Origin of the sequence: Pseudoalteromonas sp. P1-7a (assembly GCF_001401855.1) — a bacterium.
Classification (GTDB): Bacteria; Pseudomonadota; Gammaproteobacteria; order Enterobacterales; family Alteromonadaceae; genus Pseudoalteromonas.
On the sequence record NZ_LKDU01000034.1, the window covers coordinates 1 to 15,861 of the forward strand.

The window sequence follows — 15,861 nt, forward strand, 5'->3', positions numbered from 1 at the left end:
GGCGCGAGGTTTGTAACCTAGTGGGCTCGATAACTGCTCCTGCGTTATTCTAATGACTTACATCCATGTAAGAATAAGTAAAAACCGAGCAAAGCTTCCGCGTCCTGCTCACGCCCCTTACCTACATCCATGTAGACAACAAAGAGTTTATCGCCCCTAGGCAGAACCCGCAGGGCAGCGCATGTTTGGCATTTATGTAGCGTTATCGCCTATTTATGGGGAATAACCACACTTCATAGGTTCTGCCTTGCCTAAAAACCAAACATACTGCTGTAAATTCAACCATCAAAGATCAACACGCCCTAAATAAGCTAAAATAATTTTAGGCAGCTCTTGCGCATATCGCTGCGCCGATAAATCACACGCAATCGCAGGGGTTAAATCGTGGTAAAGTACTTTATCAAGCAATGAGCTAACAATTAAAAATACTGCTGTACCTGCCGCCGTTTCGCTCACTTTGGTATCGGTTTGGCTAATTAATTGTGCTAAACGCTGATAAATAACTCGTCTGTTTATGTGTTTATCAGTGCCTAATAACTCACTGTGTAAACGCGAATTTAAATGCAGCGTTCTAAATACTCCCTGTTGTGATAATAAAAACACATACGTTTTATGGCATAAAGAGTTAACTACAGCATCTAAGTTTTCATAGTGCTGTACCTCAAGCTCGGTTACCCAATTATCTAATGCAATACCAAAGTCTTGATACAGCATAGGCAACAGCGACTCTTTGTTTTTAAAGCGACGGTAAAACGTACCAACCGACACCTCGGCGTAGTCTGCCAGCTCTTTTATACTTATGTGTTCAAAAAACTTACTTTTTAAACTGTGATGCAGCGCTTTTAATAATTTTTCTTGGGTTTGCTGGCTGCGTTGTTGCTTGGGTGCCAAAAAAGGGTGTTCAGACATACATTCAACCATGTTGGTTTAACGTGCACGTACTGTGCAGCTTATAAGTATAAATAGTAATACCCAGCCAGTAATTGCTTTACTCGCTGGGTAGTTATGTCGTTATTTTTGGCTATTTAAATAATCTACCGCTAATTGGCTAAGCGCTTTGGTCCCCACTTTAAACGACGATTCATCGGCGTAAAAATACGGTGAGTGGTTACTTGCTACCGTTTTTAGGTCTTGATTTGCTGGTGTACCACCTAAAAATACAAATACACTGGGTATTTTTAATGCATAAAACGAAAAATCTTCTGCGCCGGTTATTTTACCCATTTCTTGCACGTTTTGTTTACCGGCTGCTTTTTCAAGGCTCGGCAACATTTGCGCTGTAAGCTCAGGGTTATTAACCGTTACAGGGTAACCTTCGTGTATATGTACATCGGCCGTTGCCCCCGACGACTTGGCAATATGCGTAGCGGTTGTTTTAATATTTTCAAAGATTTGCGCGCGATTATCCATATCAAAATTACGAATAGTACCAACCATTTCAACTTCTTCAGGAATAATATTATTACGCACACCACCGGCAATTTTACCAAACGACACAATAGCCGGCTCTTTGGTTATATTTACTTGGCGGCTTACAATGTGGTTAACACCCGTTACAATTTGCGCAGCGGCAGCAATTGGATCAACGCCAGTCCAGGGTGCTGAGCCATGCGCTTGGCGACCATGTACAGTTATTTCAAAGCGGTCAGCACTGGCCATAAATGGCCCACTTCGATAACCAATTTTACCTGTATGTAGACTTGAAGTAATATGCAGGCCAAAGGCAACATCTGGCTTATATTTGGTAAAAATGCCTTCTTTAAGCATTAGCTCTGCACCGCCCTCTTCGCCTAAAGGTGCGCCCTCTTCAGCAGGCTGAAACACAAACATAATGTTGCCATGCAGCTCATCTTTCATGTTTGCCAGTACCTGTGCAGCGCCCATTAGCATAGCTACGTGCGTATCGTGACCACAGGCATGCATTATACCTACATCAACGCCTCGGTAAGTGGTGGTTTTGGTTGATTTAAATGGCACATCTGTTTTTTCTGTTACCGGTAGTGCATCCATATCAGCGCGAAGCATAACCGTAGGGCCGGGCTTTGCACCTTTTAAAATACCGACAACACCAGTGTAAGCAATATCGGTTTGTACTTGCATACCTAACGACTTTAAGTGTTTAGCCACAATGCCTGCGGTACGCGTTTCGCGGTTACCAAGCTCAGGATTTTGGTGAAAGTCGCGTCGCCATTCAATTACCTGCTGCTCTACACTTTTAACGTGCTGATCAAGGTTTGCCTGTGCGTTAAACGCACTAAGTGCAGCAAAACCTAATGCCACTGAAAGTAGTGATTTTTTCATCCTGTTTTCCTTTATTATTTTAATGAAGCCCAACAACCGATTTAGTGTTATCGAAAAGTGCTGACAAGTTATAGCCTACACCATTTTTAAATTTACTTTTTACTGCGAGCGCTAAGGCACACAAGTTTGAAAGTAATACTAAAACACTGTTTACTGTAATAGCACCACCCAAAAATGTAAATATGGATTCACATTTTAGTTCATCATACTTTAATAAACCTTTTTTACTGTACTCTTTTTAAATTACACGGAATGACCATGAAAAATCGAATCACTAAAAAGCACGTTTTAAAATCAACATTGGCACTAACTATTGCACTCGCATTGAGTGGCTGCGACATTGATGATGACGATAATAACGACCCTGTCGTTGTAGAAACACCAGAGCCTGCACCGGTTACTTTGCGTGTAATGGAAACAACCGACATACACATGTATTTATCTAACTACGATTACTTTGCACAAGCCCCATCAGAAACCTTAGGTTTTGTTAATACTGCTACCCTTATAAAAGAAGCCCGAAATGAAGTGCAAAACAGTGTACTGGTTGATAATGGTGATTTAATTCAAAACAGCCCGCTTGGCGATTACGAAGCGATTGTACGTAAAGACGATATTTTAAATGGCGCAACCCATGTTGCTTTTAAAGCGATGAACTTGCTTGATTACGATGTAGCTAACTTAGGAAACCATGAATTTAATTTTGGCTTAGAGTTTTTAGATGCCACATTAAGTGGTGCCGACTTCCCGTATATTAATGCCAATGTATACGTAGATGATGGTGATGATGACGACAGCAACGATGAAAACCGTTACACCCCGTATTACATTCAAGACAAAGCCGTACTTGATATAAACGGCAACGAACAAACAATTAAAATTGGTTACTTAGGCCTTACCCCACCGCAAATTATGCAGTGGGATAGCGCGCACTTACAAGGTAAGGTTATTGCAAAAGATATTGTTGCTACTGCTGAAAAGTTCATTCCACAAATGAAAGCACAAGGCGCCGATATTATTATTGCCATTCCGCACTCTGGGTTAACAGCCAGCGCCCAAGAAGACCTTGCTGAAAACACGGCCCTTTACCTGTCTAAAGTAGATGACGTAGACGCCATATTGTTTGGTCATAACCACCGGTTGTTTCCCGGTGATGCGTCGTACGATGACTATGAATCGGCGGGTATTGATAACGTAAACGGAAAACTTAATGGCGTACCCGCTGTTATGCCTGGATTTTTTGGCAATAACTTAGGGGTTATTGATTTAATTATTGAGCCAAACGATGAAGGCGGCTGGGAAGTGACCAGCTCAAAAGTAGAAACCCGCGCCATTAGTGGTACAGACGAAAACGGCGACTTTGTTGATTTAGCTGCTGTAGATACCGATGTAGCTGCCGCAATTGAGCTTGAGCATCAAGCAACGATTGATTGGGTGAGCGAACCATTTGCTGAAATTTCAAACCCAATTTATAGTTTTTTTGCACTAGTACAAGACGACCCATCAATTCAAATAGTATCAGATGCGCAAATAGCGTGGGGCAAAGCGTTTATTCAAGGCACTGAGCTTGATGGCTTACCGGTACTTTCGGCAGCAGCCCCATTTAGAGCTGGCCGCAATGGTATTGAAGATTATACCAATGTAAAAGCAGGCGATATTACCTTGCTTGATACTGTGAGTTTGTATGTGTTTCCAAACACTATTCGTATGGTAAAAGTAACAGGTAACGATGTTAAAGAGTGGCTTGAACGCTCTGCAGGTCAGTTTAATCAAATTGATGTAAACAGCAGTGCTGAGCAAAACCTACTCGATACCACTTTTCCTACATTTAACTTTGATATTATTGACGGTGTTACCTTTGAAATAGACGTAACGCAGCCAAAGCGATACAACAACGATGGCGTATTAATAAGTGAAAACAATTCGCGCATCACTAACTTGCAATACCAAGGTGAAGCAATAGATTTAGAGGCAGAGTTTTTAATTGTAACGAATAACTATCGTGCATCGGGCGGCGGAAACTTCCCAGCGATTGACGGCATCAGCCGTGAAACATTTGAAGGCCCAGATGAAAACCGCGGTGTGCTGCGTAGTTACATTATTAGCGAAGCCGCTAAAAGTAGCAAAGGCAGTATTGACCCGTCGGCCGATAATAACTGGCGCTTTAGCCCCGTGACCACCAGCACAGAGCTAAACGTTGTGTTTAGAACATCACCGCTTGAGGAGGTAGCGACTATTGCCCAAACACTACCAGCTGTGGCGCCTACCTCGCCACTTAAAACTGACGAAAATGGTTTTGCGCTATACACCATTGATTTAAAAAACTAATAGCACATAACCTACAAAAACCAGCTTAATTGCTGGTTTTTGTTTTTTAACAGCGGTGTATTTTGTTGTGCTGGCTTATTTTTATTAAAAACACATTTACGCCAAGCTCTTTTTAAGTGCTAGGATAAGGCCTCGAAATACTGATAACTTGCAAATCAAACTATGAATTTAAACCAGCTTGACCTAAACCTGCTTATTATTTTAAAACAGCTATTAAACGAAAAACATATTAGTAATACCGCATTAACTTTAGGTATGAGCCAACCTTCTATTAGCCGTTCTTTGAGTAAGTTACGCACCCTGTTTGACGATCAGTTATTAATAAGAATGGCAGGGGGTTACGAGTTAACACCTAAAGCGCAGTCGATTCAGCAAGACTTAAATTCTATTTTAAATATGGTAGAAACGCTGGTTAATAAGCAAACCTTTGATCCTAAAACCAGCGAAGCCACCATAAAGCTATTTGGTTTGCCGCCGCAAATGCATTTGTTTATAAAAACAATAATTAAAGAAGTACGCGAGCAAGCACCTAATATAACGCTTGAAATAGATACCCTACCTAAACCACAGTTTTCTGATTTACTAAAAGGCGAAGCCCATTTTGTAATAACAGGCCATAAACCAGCTAACTCAGAGGGTAAGCTCTATTGCCAGCCATTGTTTGAGCGAGAGTTTAAACTTGTTATGGCACGCAATCATAAACTGGCCAATCGTGAGCTAAGTGTTGAGCTATTGCGCGATTGTAACTTTGGACAAATATCTATTCAGGGAGAAAAAGATTTAACTATTGCACAAAATTTTGCCGCACTGGGTATTGATAATATTGCGACCCCTGTACGGTTAAAAAACTTTTATAGTATTGGCACCATTGCCGAAAATACTGACTTAATATTTTATGTTCCCAACCACTTTGCTGCCGATGTGTGCCAGCAGCACGACGTAATAGCCGAAACACCGCCAAAAGAGCTTGGTTTAGGTTACGCTGAGGTATCGTTATATTGGCATCAACGTCATCACAACGACCCTGTATGCCAGTGGTTTAGGGAGCTTGTAAAAAACAAAGTATTTAAAACGTAGATAATTGCTATTCATTTAGAGCATGTATTTTAAATTGCCATTCGTGCCGCCGATCTATCTAATACGAATCATTCTTAATCATATTAAAGTTAGATAATAATACTCACGATGAAAAACATGCTCCCATTTAATAAGAACTCACTTACTATTGTTGTTGGTACTTTGTGTACTAGCATGTCATTTGCAAGCTTAGCGGAACAAGCTCCCGATACATCAGAAACAATTGAAGTATGGGGCACAACTATTACTAACGACTCGCTATTACAAGACGACATAGAAAGAAAGCAAGCCAACCATTTAAGTGACTTATTACGCGACCAAGCAGGTATTGATGTAGGTGGCTCGCACTCAATTGTACAAGGCATTAATATTCGTGGTGTTGATGACTTAGATTTAAATATTACCGTTGATGGTATTAGCCAAAACAACAACATGTTTCATCACTCGGGTAACTTATTAATTAACGCTGATATTTTAAAAGCGGTAGATATTAAAGTAGGTACCAACTCAGTGCTTACCGGCGGTCTTTCAGGCGGTGTTGCTTTTGAAACCAAAGACGCAAAAGATTTACTAGAGCCAGGCCAAGACTTTGGCGCACGTTTATACACAAACTTAGGTACTAACGATTACGCTGGTGGCTCTGCAGCTGTGTATGGACAACTAACAGATAACATAGACGCCCTTGCCTATTACACCTACACCGACAGAAATAACTTTGAAAACGGTAACGGTAAAGAAGTCACCGGTAACGAAGGTCGTACGATAGATGGCATATTTAAGCTAGGTTGGGATGTAAACGAGAGTAACCGTTTCGTATTTTCATACGATAGATACAATGATGAAGGCGACTACTACGTAAAAACCAACTTTGGTGCAGGCTTTGCTGAAGACTCAGACGCGCAAACAGAAGATATTGACTACACACGTACCAGTACCTCACTTGCTTATGAACTAGATAAAGGCGATGCAATCACCCTACGTGCAAGCGTTTACCGTAACGAGCTAAGCTATATTGCACTGGGTACAGAAGGTAACTCAGAGCATACCGGCTACACAGCCCTTGCTGCATCAAAATTAGCACTGGCTGGTTTTAACCATACATTACGCTACGGCGCTGAAGGGTATGAGCAAGTATCAAAACGTATTGCAAACCACGTACAAACCAATAAAGACACTGCCGACTCTCATGCTGTATACATTGAAGATGAAGTAGCGTTAACAGATCAGCTATTTGTTACGCCAGGCGTGCGTTACAACTACTTTAAAGTTGATATGTACTCTGCCGGTACTAACGATTCGTTAGATAAATCGTGGAACGAGCTAACATTTGGCCTAGCGGCTAAATACCTAATTAACGATAACTGGAGTGTTAACGCAAGCTCTACCGAGCTATTTCAGGGCCCTGGCCTGCGTGAAAGCTACGTTGATTACAGCACTAACTTTGATAAAGACCTGAAAGCAGAAACCGGTGTAAATAACGCCATAGGTTTTGCCTTTAAAGACCAAAATATTATGGGCTTAGACTCATTTGGTTTTTCATTAAACCTATTTAAAACCCGTATTGAAGATTACATAGACAACTGGGCTATTGGTAAAGGCCGCCCTATTGGCACCTATGAAAACTCAGGCGATTACGATATTGATGGTTTTGAATCAACGCTTTCACTGCGTAAAGCGCTATTTAGTGCGCGCTTAAGTTACTCTAAATCAGACTCTGAACAGCTAGAAACAGGCGAGCAACTTCGTTATGAAGTAGGCGATAGTATTTCATTAAACTTAGGCTACGAAGTACCACAGTACGACTTAAAATTTAATTGGACCAGCCTAGTTAACAGAACTGATGACTCGGTATCAAGCGGTGCTGATATTCATAAGGTAGGTTACCAGGTTCATAACATCAGTATGCAGTGGTTACCAAGTCAGCTTGAAGCACTAAGCATGACCTTAGGTGTCGAGAATATCTTTGATAAAACATATTACTCACACGCTTCATACTCAAGCGATACAGTGCAAGATTACGAAGCGGGCCGTAATGTTAAATTAAGTGCCTCTTACGTTTTTTAATTTAATAAATTGCTCATGATTTAAGGCTCAATATTTTATTGAGCCTTTTGTTGTTTAAGGGGGGGCGTACCTTAAATAGCGGCAATCATAAATAATAAATAAACTTTTTCAGGGTTAATAATGTCTGATTGGAAACAAAACTTACAAAAGTTCCGTTATGTAATGGACACCTTACTGCTTATTAGCTTTATGCTAGTAAGTGCACCACAGGCCACGGGCGTGCCTTTGCACGAATGGTTTAGCTTATTTTTTATTATTCCTTTTGTTATTCACTTACTACTGCACTGGGATTGGGTAAAACGCAGCTTTAGTCGTTTATTTGCAAACATAACAGCACGTGAGCGCTTTAATATAGTTTGGGATTACCTACTTTATATAATGATGTTATTAGTATTTGTGAGCGGCTTTTTAGTGTCGGTTGCTTTACTACCGGCACTTAATATTAGTTTAAACATTCAAGATTTTTGGTCGAAAATACATCACGATTCAGCCACCTTTATTATGCCTATGCTAGGTGTGCATTTAGCGCTTAACTTTTCTTGGATAGTAAAACTTACTAAACGTATGTTTGCCAAGGAGGCTAAATAATGAAGCACCTAAAACAACAGTGGCAAAGCCGCACCAGCATAGTGTTAATTATATCTGTTTTAGTGAGCTTGTTACTGGTTAGTTTAGAGCTCACCGACTGGGCCGCACAAATAAATCAGCAAGGCTACACCCATGGTGCCGCCGATGGTGAAAAACCAAATATAGCCCCCGTGCTAATGTACATTTTACCCTTTGTAAAAGAGCTTATTTTAATAGGCGTACCTATGTTACTTACTTTAGGGATAGCCAAATTAATAGGCTTAATAAAAGGAATGTTTAAAAACAAAGCCTGAATACGAATGCAACACGTATCAAAATCTGGCGTTTATAGATACATTGTTAAGTTAGTATGTCTATAAGCGCAGCTTTTTATGAGTTATAAATCAAGTAGTACCACATACCAATACAGCATTTTTATATTAAGCACATTCATTATATGGGCTACTTTAATAAGCTTTAAAGCTAATGCCGAAAAGGTGATTCCTTTTCAATCGCAATGGCTAAAAAACCACTATGCTGAGCGTATAGCCCATTTTAAGCTGCAACCTTTGCGCAAAGGCGATATTGTTTTTATTGGTGATAGCATTACTGAGCAGGGATTAAATTGGGCCATTAGGTTTAACGACCTGCGCGTGAGAAACCGCGGTATTAGTGGCGATATGACCTACGGTGTGTTAGCGCGTTTAAACGAATTAAAAGCAGCCCCTCCTAAAGCTATATTTTTAAAAATTGGCGTTAACGATATTTTTAATTTTCATTATATTAAGCAAGTTAAAAACCTATCGTCGGTAAGTGAAAATATAGAAAAAATAGTGACTCAGCTCAACGAATCACTCCCAAATACACAAATTTATGTACAAAGTATTTTGCCCGAACATCGCGATTTTATAACGCAAATGGCGAAAACCGTTAACCAGCAAATTAAAGCAATTAAGCACGCAAAATTTACCTATATAGACTTACACCCCGTATTTTTAGGCCCTCAAGGCACGCTTAATGAAACGCTCACGACCGATGGCACCCATTTAAACAAGGCAGGCTATGACCTTTGGGCTAAGCAACTTGCACCAATAATGAAAACCTTAAAGTGAAGAGTTTATTAATTACTATATTAATGGCGGCAAGCTTTACGTGTGCCGCCAGTAAAGCGCCTGTAAAAAGCTACCCTAACGGCGCAACTAAAGCCGTTATTTTTAGTTACGACGATGGCGTTACACAAGACAGAAAACTCGTGGAACTATTTAATAAGTACCAGGTTGTTGGCACATTTAATTTAAACTCAGGATTATTTGCTAAAAAGCTACCGTGGATGAAAGCCTTTACCGGTAAAGAAGGCGAATATATTAAACAAAGTGAAGTAAAAGCACTTTATAAAGGCCATGAAATAGCAAGCCATAGTTACTCACACCCAGGCTTTGCGGGCTTAGATACAGCAGAGCTAAAATTACAACTAGCCCGTGATAAGCAAATTCTATCGCCTATTAAAGGCAGCCCTCTAAACTCATTTGCATACCCTTTAGGCTCATACGATAAAGCTGCGATGACACTAGTAAAGCAAGCTGGTTTTACTAACGCCCGAACAGTAAACGACACTCTAAATTTTAAACTCCCTACCAACTACATGGCGTGGAATCCAACCGTTCACCACTCAAACGCAATGCCATTAATAGAGCAATACTTAGCGCTAAACAGTAATGAACTCAGCGTAATGATGATTTGGGGCCATTCGTGGGAGTTTGATAAAAACGTAGAGAATAACAACTGGGATTACGCCGAAAAGCTCATTCAAACACTCTCAAATAAAGATGATATTTGGTATGTATCGGCTGGAGAGTTCATCGCGTTTTTAGAGGGTAAATAAGCCTGAAAAGCGCTAAGTAGGCGCTCGTGTAAACATACTCAAATTTCAGGCATAAAAAAGCCTCTGCTAAAACTAGCAGAGGCTATAAAAAGTGGTACCAGCGGGCGGACTCGAACCGCCACGCATTGCTGCAGGGGATTTTGAATCCCCCATGTCTACCAATTTCATCACGCTGGCATCATTTTTCTTTAACCTTCTAAACACGAGAAGATAAAGAAAAACCACTTTAGAGCTAAGGATTATTTATGTGCCTTCGTCTCTATGCCAAGCATTATACAAACAATAGGGGTGGCAGCAAGCGTTTTATGACATTAGCCTGATCAATCGCTTAACATTTAGACAGCCCACAATAAATAAGGTTAGCTCCATACCCCCCTAAATACATAAAACAGTTAGGCTAAACTATAGCGCTTAGTATTTAGATGCTTTTTTGCTAAACTAGCGCGCATATTAATAGTGAGAGTATATTTATGACGGGTGAGTTTCCACGTGCTGGGTTTTGGCGTCGCTTTGCGTCCTTAGTTTACGATACGTTAGCCATTATTGCATTTGCTATGTTAACGGTTGTGCTCTATTTATTTGCCGTACAAGGGCTTATTACACTTGATGTGATTAGCTTAAATGGAGCTGAGGATGTATCGGCACTTATTCAAGAATCGTTATTGCTCTCAAGCGTTCGCAGCGCCCTACTTGTTACAGTTGCCTTGGTATTTTTTGGCTACTTTTGGACTAAAAGCGGGCAAACTATTGGCATGCGCGCATGGCGTTTAAAAGTACAAACTAACGAAGGATGTTTAATTAGTTGGCCGCAGTCTATTGTTCGCAGCCTAAGTGCCCTGCTTGGATTAGGTAATCTGGTGGTATTAATTGATTTTAAAAACAAAAAAGCGCTACAAGACTATATTTCAAAAACAGAGGTCGTTACCCTTACAAAAGAAGAAAACAAGCGTATTTACCGCGAGCTAGATTAGTAAAAGCAAAAAGGGTGACCCTTGGTCACCCTTTTTAATGCAATGTATAAACGGCTATACCCGTTTATTCATTAAATATGTAGCAAAGCCTATAAACAGTACACTTGGCAATACCGCGCCTATAATTGCGGGTATTTGATAAACCATTACGACTGGACCAAATATCTCATTTGTTAAGTGAAATACAATCCCTGTTACTACACCCATAATGATGCGCGCGCCCATAGTTACGGTACGTAAAGGGCCAAATATAAACGACAGTGCAACTAGTAGCATAACGGCAACAGAGACTGGCTGCATTAGCTTACGCCACAAAGCCAGCTCATAGGTGCTGGTATCTTGCTCATTTTGCTGTAAGTACCCTAAGTATGACCAAAGCCCTGTAAACGAAAGCGACTCAGGTTTCACCGATACCACCCCAAGCTTTTCGCCCGTTAATTGCGATGGGTAAAACTCTTCATCTATGTGCTCACTGCTTATTTGCTCATCACTAATATGAACCTTATTTACATCGCGTAATAGCCAACCTTCGTCACGGCCAATAGCAACTTTAGCTTTAGTGATTTGAGTTAAATCGAGTGACTTGTCAAAGTGATACATATGTACACCGTTTAAGCGGCCACTTTGATCTACATCTTCAATATTAATAAAGTTATTGCCATCTTTAGCCCATACGCCTTTTTGTGCATTAAACACGTCGCCACCATGTATTGCCTGATTACGCATTTCTTTGGCGTGTTGTTGCGCCTCGGGTGCGCCCCATTCACCAAGGGCCATCATGCACACAGCCATAAACACGGCGGTTTTCATTACCGAGCCTATAATTTGTAAGCGCGACATACCCGCAGCTTGCATAACCACTAACTCACTATTTGAAGCCAGTGCACCAAGCCCAGTTAAGCCACCAATAAGCGCAGCCATCGGGAAAAATATAACTAAGTCGCCTGGCATACTGTAAAAAGTATATAAAGTAGCGGTCATTAAATCGTAACTGCCACGACCTACCGACTTTAGCTGATCAATAAATTTAATTAATGTACTAATCCCTACTAGCACCAACAAAGCAAATCCAGTGGTTTGTAAAATGCTGCGGCCTAAGTACCAATCGAGTGTTTTCATCATGCGCTTAACTCCCGTTTTGTTACAACGGCTTTAAGCCAGGCCCCTAGTGGGCGACCTTTTATAATTAATAAACTGCCTATAAACAAAGCACTTAAGTGAATCCACCATAAGCCGATTGAAGGCGGTATTTTGCCATCTTCTACAGCAAATTTTGCGGCATTGAGTAAGATAAAATAACCCAAGTACAAGCTAATGGCTGGCACTAATTTAGCAAACTTACCTTGGCGCGGATTAACCACACTTAGCGGTACTGCTATTAAGGTGAGTAACGGAATAGAAAGCGGTATGGCAATGCGCCACTGCCACTGAGCAATTGACTCAGAGGTGTTAAGTGGTAATAACTGATTAGTAGGTATCGCTTCTAATTTACGGCGCTGATGCTCTATTTCTTGCTCGCGTATTTGTACGCTGTAGCCATCAAACTGCGTTAAATTAAGGGCCGGTGTTTGGCCATCGGTTTCGTAGCGTTTGCCATCAGTTAGCACTAATTGCTGCTCACCGTTTACAGCCTCTACCACCACACCTTGCTCGGCATATACTAAACGTGCAAGGTCATCTTTTTCAGTATCGGGAAGCTGCGCTACAAATACTTTATTAAGTTCTTTACCGCCGTTTTCAATGTTATGAATAAACACCACGGCTTTTTCGTTACCGGTTTGTTGAAACCGCCCCGCTCTTAAGGCTGATAAACCCGCATCGGCCTTAGCTTGTTCTTTTAATTGGTACTCTTGCTCGCTGGCCCATGGCGCAAGGTACATGGTCAGTGAGGCTGCTAATATAGCCAAACCCACGCTCGAAATTAAAGTGACGCGTACCACGTACCATTCGCTCACCCCACACGCTTTGAGCACAGTCATTTCGCTGTCGGCGTAAATGCGGCTGTAGGCTAAAATTATGCCCAAAAATATACTTAATGGCAGGATCAGCGAGGCTAGTTGCGGCAATTTAAGCGCAATCATCGATAATACTAATTTGGCAGGAATGCTCCCTTCTGAGGCATCACCTAAAATAACCACAAACTTTTGTGACACAAAAATGGTCATTAAAGTTAAAAATACGGCGATCTGCGATTTTAAAACCTCAGCGGTCAAATAACGAAAAATAAGCAATGCTCGCCCCTGTTAAACATAGAATTTCACTACAATAGTGATAATTTGATAATAAAGTAGCTATTTTACCCAGTTTTATCTGGTAAATAAGTCGTTATTATAAGCTAACAAAATTAATTATCCTACCTAAGTGCACGATATATTGTTGCATTAGTAGCCCTTAAACATATAAAGTTCAATTACACAGTAAGAGTCAGAAAAAATCAGCTAAAATTAAGATTATCCCTACATAAGTTACGTAGCTAAGACTAGATTTTATTTTTTTAGCCCCTATTAATAACGTATATGACTCACAACCAGGAGTAACAATGGAATTTAACGTAAAAAGTGGTAGCCCAGAAAAACAGCGCAGCGCGTGTATTGTCGTTGGTGTTTACGAACCACGTAGGTTATCCCCCATTGGTGAACAACTCGATAAAATCAGCGATGGTTATATCTCAAATTTACTACGCCGTGGCGATTTAGAAGGTAAGCCGGGGCAAGTTTTATTATTGCATCATGTACCTAACGTTTTAAGCGAGCGCGTATTGCTTGTTGGCTGTGGTAAAGAGCGCGAGCTTGATGATAAGCAATATAAGCAAATAATTTCTAAAACAATTAATACCTTAAACGAAACCGGCTCTATGGAAGCGGTATGCTTTTTAACAGAGCAACACGTTAAAGGCCGTGATACCTACTGGAAGGTTCGCCAAGCGGTAGAAACAACACAAGATTGTTTATACACATTTAACCAGCTAAAAAGCAAAAAAGTAGACCCGCGTCGTCCACTTCGTAAAATTGTGTTTAACGTACCCACGCGTCGCGAGCTGACCATTGGTGAAAGCGCTATTGAGCATGGTTTAGCCATTGCCGCAGGTAGTAAGCTATGTAAAGACGTAGCCAACATGCCACCCAATATTTGTAATCCCGCTTACTTAGGCGAACAAGCACAAGAGCTGGCTAACAATTTTGACAACATCACCGTTGATATCATTGGCGAAGAAAAAATGGCAGAGCTTGGTATGAACTCGTACTTAGCTGTAGGCCGTGGTAGTGATAACGAGTCGGTAATGTCGGTTATTAACTACAAAGGTGCAGCTGATGACCAAGCGCCGATTGTACTTGTTGGTAAAGGTTTAACGTTTGATTCAGGCGGTATTTCAATTAAGCCAGGCGAAGCCATGGATGAAATGAAATACGACATGGGCGGTGCAGCCGGTGTAATTGGCGCTATGCGCGCACTGGCACAAATGCAGCTACCTATTAACGTAATTGGCGTGTTAGCTGGCTGTGAAAACATGCCAAGCTCTAATGCGTATCGCCCTGGTGATATTTTAACAACCATGTCGGGACAAACAGTTGAAGTGCTTAATACTGATGCTGAAGGCCGATTAGTATTATGTGATGCACTCACGTACGTTGAGCGTTTTGACCCAGATACAGTCATTGACGTAGCAACACTCACTGGTGCGTGTATTGTTGCCCTTGGCGCACACGCTACGGGTTTACTGTCAAATCACAACCCACTGGCGCATGATTTATTAAAAGCGTCTGAGCAAAGTGGCGACCGCGCATGGCAGTTACCACTGTGGGATGACTATCAAGATCAACTCGATAGCCCATTTGCCGATTTTACAAACTTAGGCGGGCGCTCTGCAGGTACTATTACCGCAGCGTGTTTCTTATCTAAGTTTACTAAAAAATATAACTGGGCACATTTAGATGTCGCCGGTACAGCGTGGCGCAGTGGTGCTAAAAAAGGCGCAACTGGGCGTCCTGTTCCTATGCTTACTCAGTATTTATTAAACCGAGCTGGAGTAAGCGAAGCTGCACACGATTAATAATCTGCTTAGCTTGTTTTAAGGCGCCATTTGGCGCCTTTTTTATTGCCTTAATTATCTGTGTATTAATTGAAGCAAACCCCGTTATATGGCAAAATCTGCCTCTTAATTTATGTGTATCAACTATGTGCACATTCAATGTCATGGGAAACCCCGATACAATGAACATGAATGCCCAATTTTTCGTTCTAAAGCAAGAGGATGAATCAAAAGCTAAGCCTGATGATCATTTTGCTTTAGCAGCTCAAATTGCCGCAGAGCAGTATCGTTTAGGGAACCGTGTGTTTATTTTTGTTGATAACGAACACACCGCCTATGCCATTGACGAAACCATTTGGGCATTTGATCCCGACAGTTTTGTGCCGCATAACCTGCAAGGCGAAGGCCCAAAAGCCGGCGCGCCTGTAGAAATAGGCACCACGCCTCCTGTTGGCAAACGTAACGTTTTAATTAACTTAGCTAATAACCTGCCCGATTTTATTAGGCGCTTTAGCCAAGTTTTTGATTTTGTACCAGTAGAGTCTGTAGCTAAACAAGCCGCTCGTGAGCGCTTTAAAAAGCTGCGCCAACTTGGTGCCAATATCAGCACGCAAGAGATTAATAGCTAGCCGTTTAGGATA

14 protein-coding genes and 1 tRNA gene are annotated in these 15,861 nt (G+C 41.2%); 10 read left to right on the top strand and 5 right to left on the bottom strand.

Translation table 11 applies throughout. The features are described 5' to 3' along the window. Window positions 1–285: 285 nt before the first annotated feature. Together AN389_RS16770 and AN389_RS16775 are read right to left on the bottom strand one after the other, a co-directional pair. On the bottom strand, window positions 286–909 hold the full coding sequence (locus AN389_RS16770; protein WP_055018751.1) for a TetR/AcrR family transcriptional regulator: 624 nt from the start codon (window positions 907–909) through the stop codon (window positions 286–288). 102 nt (window positions 910–1,011) lie between these two features. Beyond that, window positions 1,012–2,301, bottom strand: a complete 1,290-nt coding sequence (locus AN389_RS16775; RefSeq protein ID WP_055020299.1) for a M20 family metallopeptidase — start codon at window positions 2,299–2,301, stop codon at window positions 1,012–1,014. A gap of 258 nt (window positions 2,302–2,559) precedes the next feature. Between AN389_RS16775 and AN389_RS16780 the strand changes: the two genes are divergently transcribed. The 7 genes from AN389_RS16780 (at window position 2,560) to AN389_RS16810 (ending at window position 10,219) form a co-directional block, all read left to right on the top strand. Next, window positions 2,560–4,629, top strand: a complete 2,070-nt coding sequence (locus AN389_RS16780; protein WP_082430574.1) for a bifunctional 2',3'-cyclic-nucleotide 2'-phosphodiesterase/3'-nucleotidase — start codon at window positions 2,560–2,562, stop codon at window positions 4,627–4,629. A gap of 162 nt (window positions 4,630–4,791) precedes the next feature. Next, the gene (locus AN389_RS16785; RefSeq protein ID WP_055015281.1) at window positions 4,792–5,706 is read left to right on the top strand and encodes a LysR family transcriptional regulator; all 915 of its coding nucleotides are present in this window, start codon (window positions 4,792–4,794) and stop codon (window positions 5,704–5,706) included. A 117-nt stretch (window positions 5,707–5,823) separates the two neighbouring features. Further along, entirely contained in the window at window positions 5,824–7,770 is a 1,947-nt protein-coding gene (locus AN389_RS16790; RefSeq protein ID WP_160318637.1) for a TonB-dependent receptor domain-containing protein, read from the top strand. A 120-nt stretch (window positions 7,771–7,890) separates the two neighbouring features. Beyond that, window positions 7,891–8,358, top strand: a complete 468-nt coding sequence (locus AN389_RS16795; protein ID WP_055015279.1) for a DUF4405 domain-containing protein — start codon at window positions 7,891–7,893, stop codon at window positions 8,356–8,358. Next, window positions 8,358–8,651, top strand: coding sequence for a hypothetical protein (locus tag AN389_RS16800; RefSeq protein WP_055015278.1), 294 nt, complete (start codon window positions 8,358–8,360; stop codon window positions 8,649–8,651). The genes AN389_RS16795 and AN389_RS16800 overlap by 1 nt, the downstream gene beginning before the upstream one ends. A 78-nt stretch (window positions 8,652–8,729) precedes the next feature. Next, window positions 8,730–9,449 carry a GDSL-type esterase/lipase family protein gene (locus tag AN389_RS16805; RefSeq protein ID WP_055015277.1) on the top strand — a complete coding sequence of 240 codons (720 nt, stop codon included), beginning with the start codon at window positions 8,730–8,732 and terminating at the stop codon, window positions 9,447–9,449. Continuing rightward, window positions 9,446–10,219, top strand: a complete 774-nt coding sequence (locus AN389_RS16810; RefSeq protein ID WP_055015276.1) for a polysaccharide deacetylase family protein — start codon at window positions 9,446–9,448, stop codon at window positions 10,217–10,219. Before AN389_RS16805 ends, AN389_RS16810 begins: the two co-directional genes overlap by 4 nt. Before the next feature lie 92 nt (window positions 10,220–10,311). Here the strand turns inward: AN389_RS16810 and AN389_RS16815 are convergent. Next, window positions 10,312–10,396, bottom strand: a tRNA-Leu gene (locus AN389_RS16815). Window positions 10,397–10,689: 293 nt separating this feature from the next. Here AN389_RS16815 and AN389_RS16820 point away from each other — a divergent pair. Further along, the gene (locus AN389_RS16820) at window positions 10,690–11,190 is read left to right on the top strand and encodes an RDD family protein (protein WP_055020301.1); all 501 of its coding nucleotides are present in this window, start codon (window positions 10,690–10,692) and stop codon (window positions 11,188–11,190) included. A 54-nt stretch (window positions 11,191–11,244) separates the two neighbouring features. Here AN389_RS16820 and lptG read toward each other — a convergent pair whose 3' ends face one another. Continuing rightward, entirely contained in the window at window positions 11,245–12,312 is a 1,068-nt protein-coding gene (gene lptG, locus AN389_RS16825) for an LPS export ABC transporter permease LptG (RefSeq protein WP_055015274.1), read from the bottom strand. Then, a complete protein-coding gene (gene lptF, locus AN389_RS16830; protein WP_055020302.1) occupies window positions 12,309–13,421 on the bottom strand; it encodes an LPS export ABC transporter permease LptF in 1,113 nt (370 codons plus the stop codon). Before lptF ends, lptG begins: the two co-directional genes overlap by 4 nt. Before the next feature lie 308 nt (window positions 13,422–13,729). On the opposite strand from lptF, the gene pepA reads away from it, so the two are divergent. Together pepA and AN389_RS16840 are read left to right on the top strand one after the other, a co-directional pair. Further along, window positions 13,730–15,241 (top strand): leucyl aminopeptidase, encoded by a 1,512-nt coding sequence (gene pepA / locus AN389_RS16835; RefSeq protein ID WP_055020303.1) that lies wholly within the window; start codon window positions 13,730–13,732, stop codon window positions 15,239–15,241. 161 nt (window positions 15,242–15,402) lie between these two features. Continuing rightward, window positions 15,403–15,849 (top strand): DNA polymerase III subunit chi, encoded by a 447-nt coding sequence (locus AN389_RS16840; RefSeq protein WP_055015271.1) that lies wholly within the window; start codon window positions 15,403–15,405, stop codon window positions 15,847–15,849. The last annotated feature ends 12 nt before the right edge of the window (window positions 15,850–15,861 follow it).

Bases quoted from the DNA above. Each gene is read 5' to 3' on its own strand.
- AN389_RS16770 (WP_055018751.1), bottom strand. From the start codon at position 909: ATGTCTGAACACCCTTTTTTGGCACCCAAGCAACAACGCAGCCAGCAA.
- AN389_RS16775 (WP_055020299.1), bottom strand. From the start codon at position 2,301: ATGAAAAAATCACTACTTTCAGTGGCATTAGGTTTTGCTGCACTTAGT.
- AN389_RS16780 (WP_082430574.1), top strand. From the start codon at position 2,560: ATGAAAAATCGAATCACTAAAAAGCACGTTTTAAAATCAACATTGGCA.
- AN389_RS16785 (WP_055015281.1), top strand. From the start codon at position 4,792: ATGAATTTAAACCAGCTTGACCTAAACCTGCTTATTATTTTAAAACAG.
- AN389_RS16790 (WP_160318637.1), top strand. From the start codon at position 5,824: ATGCTCCCATTTAATAAGAACTCACTTACTATTGTTGTTGGTACTTTG.
- AN389_RS16795 (WP_055015279.1), top strand. From the start codon at position 7,891: ATGTCTGATTGGAAACAAAACTTACAAAAGTTCCGTTATGTAATGGAC.
- AN389_RS16800 (WP_055015278.1), top strand. From the start codon at position 8,358: ATGAAGCACCTAAAACAACAGTGGCAAAGCCGCACCAGCATAGTGTTA.
- AN389_RS16805 (WP_055015277.1), top strand. From the start codon at position 8,730: ATGAGTTATAAATCAAGTAGTACCACATACCAATACAGCATTTTTATA.
- AN389_RS16820 (WP_055020301.1), top strand. From the start codon at position 10,690: ATGACGGGTGAGTTTCCACGTGCTGGGTTTTGGCGTCGCTTTGCGTCC.
- lptG (WP_055015274.1), bottom strand. From the start codon at position 12,312: ATGATGAAAACACTCGATTGGTACTTAGGCCGCAGCATTTTACAAACC.
- pepA (WP_055020303.1), top strand. From the start codon at position 13,730: ATGGAATTTAACGTAAAAAGTGGTAGCCCAGAAAAACAGCGCAGCGCG.
- AN389_RS16840 (WP_055015271.1), top strand. From the start codon at position 15,403: ATGAACATGAATGCCCAATTTTTCGTTCTAAAGCAAGAGGATGAATCA.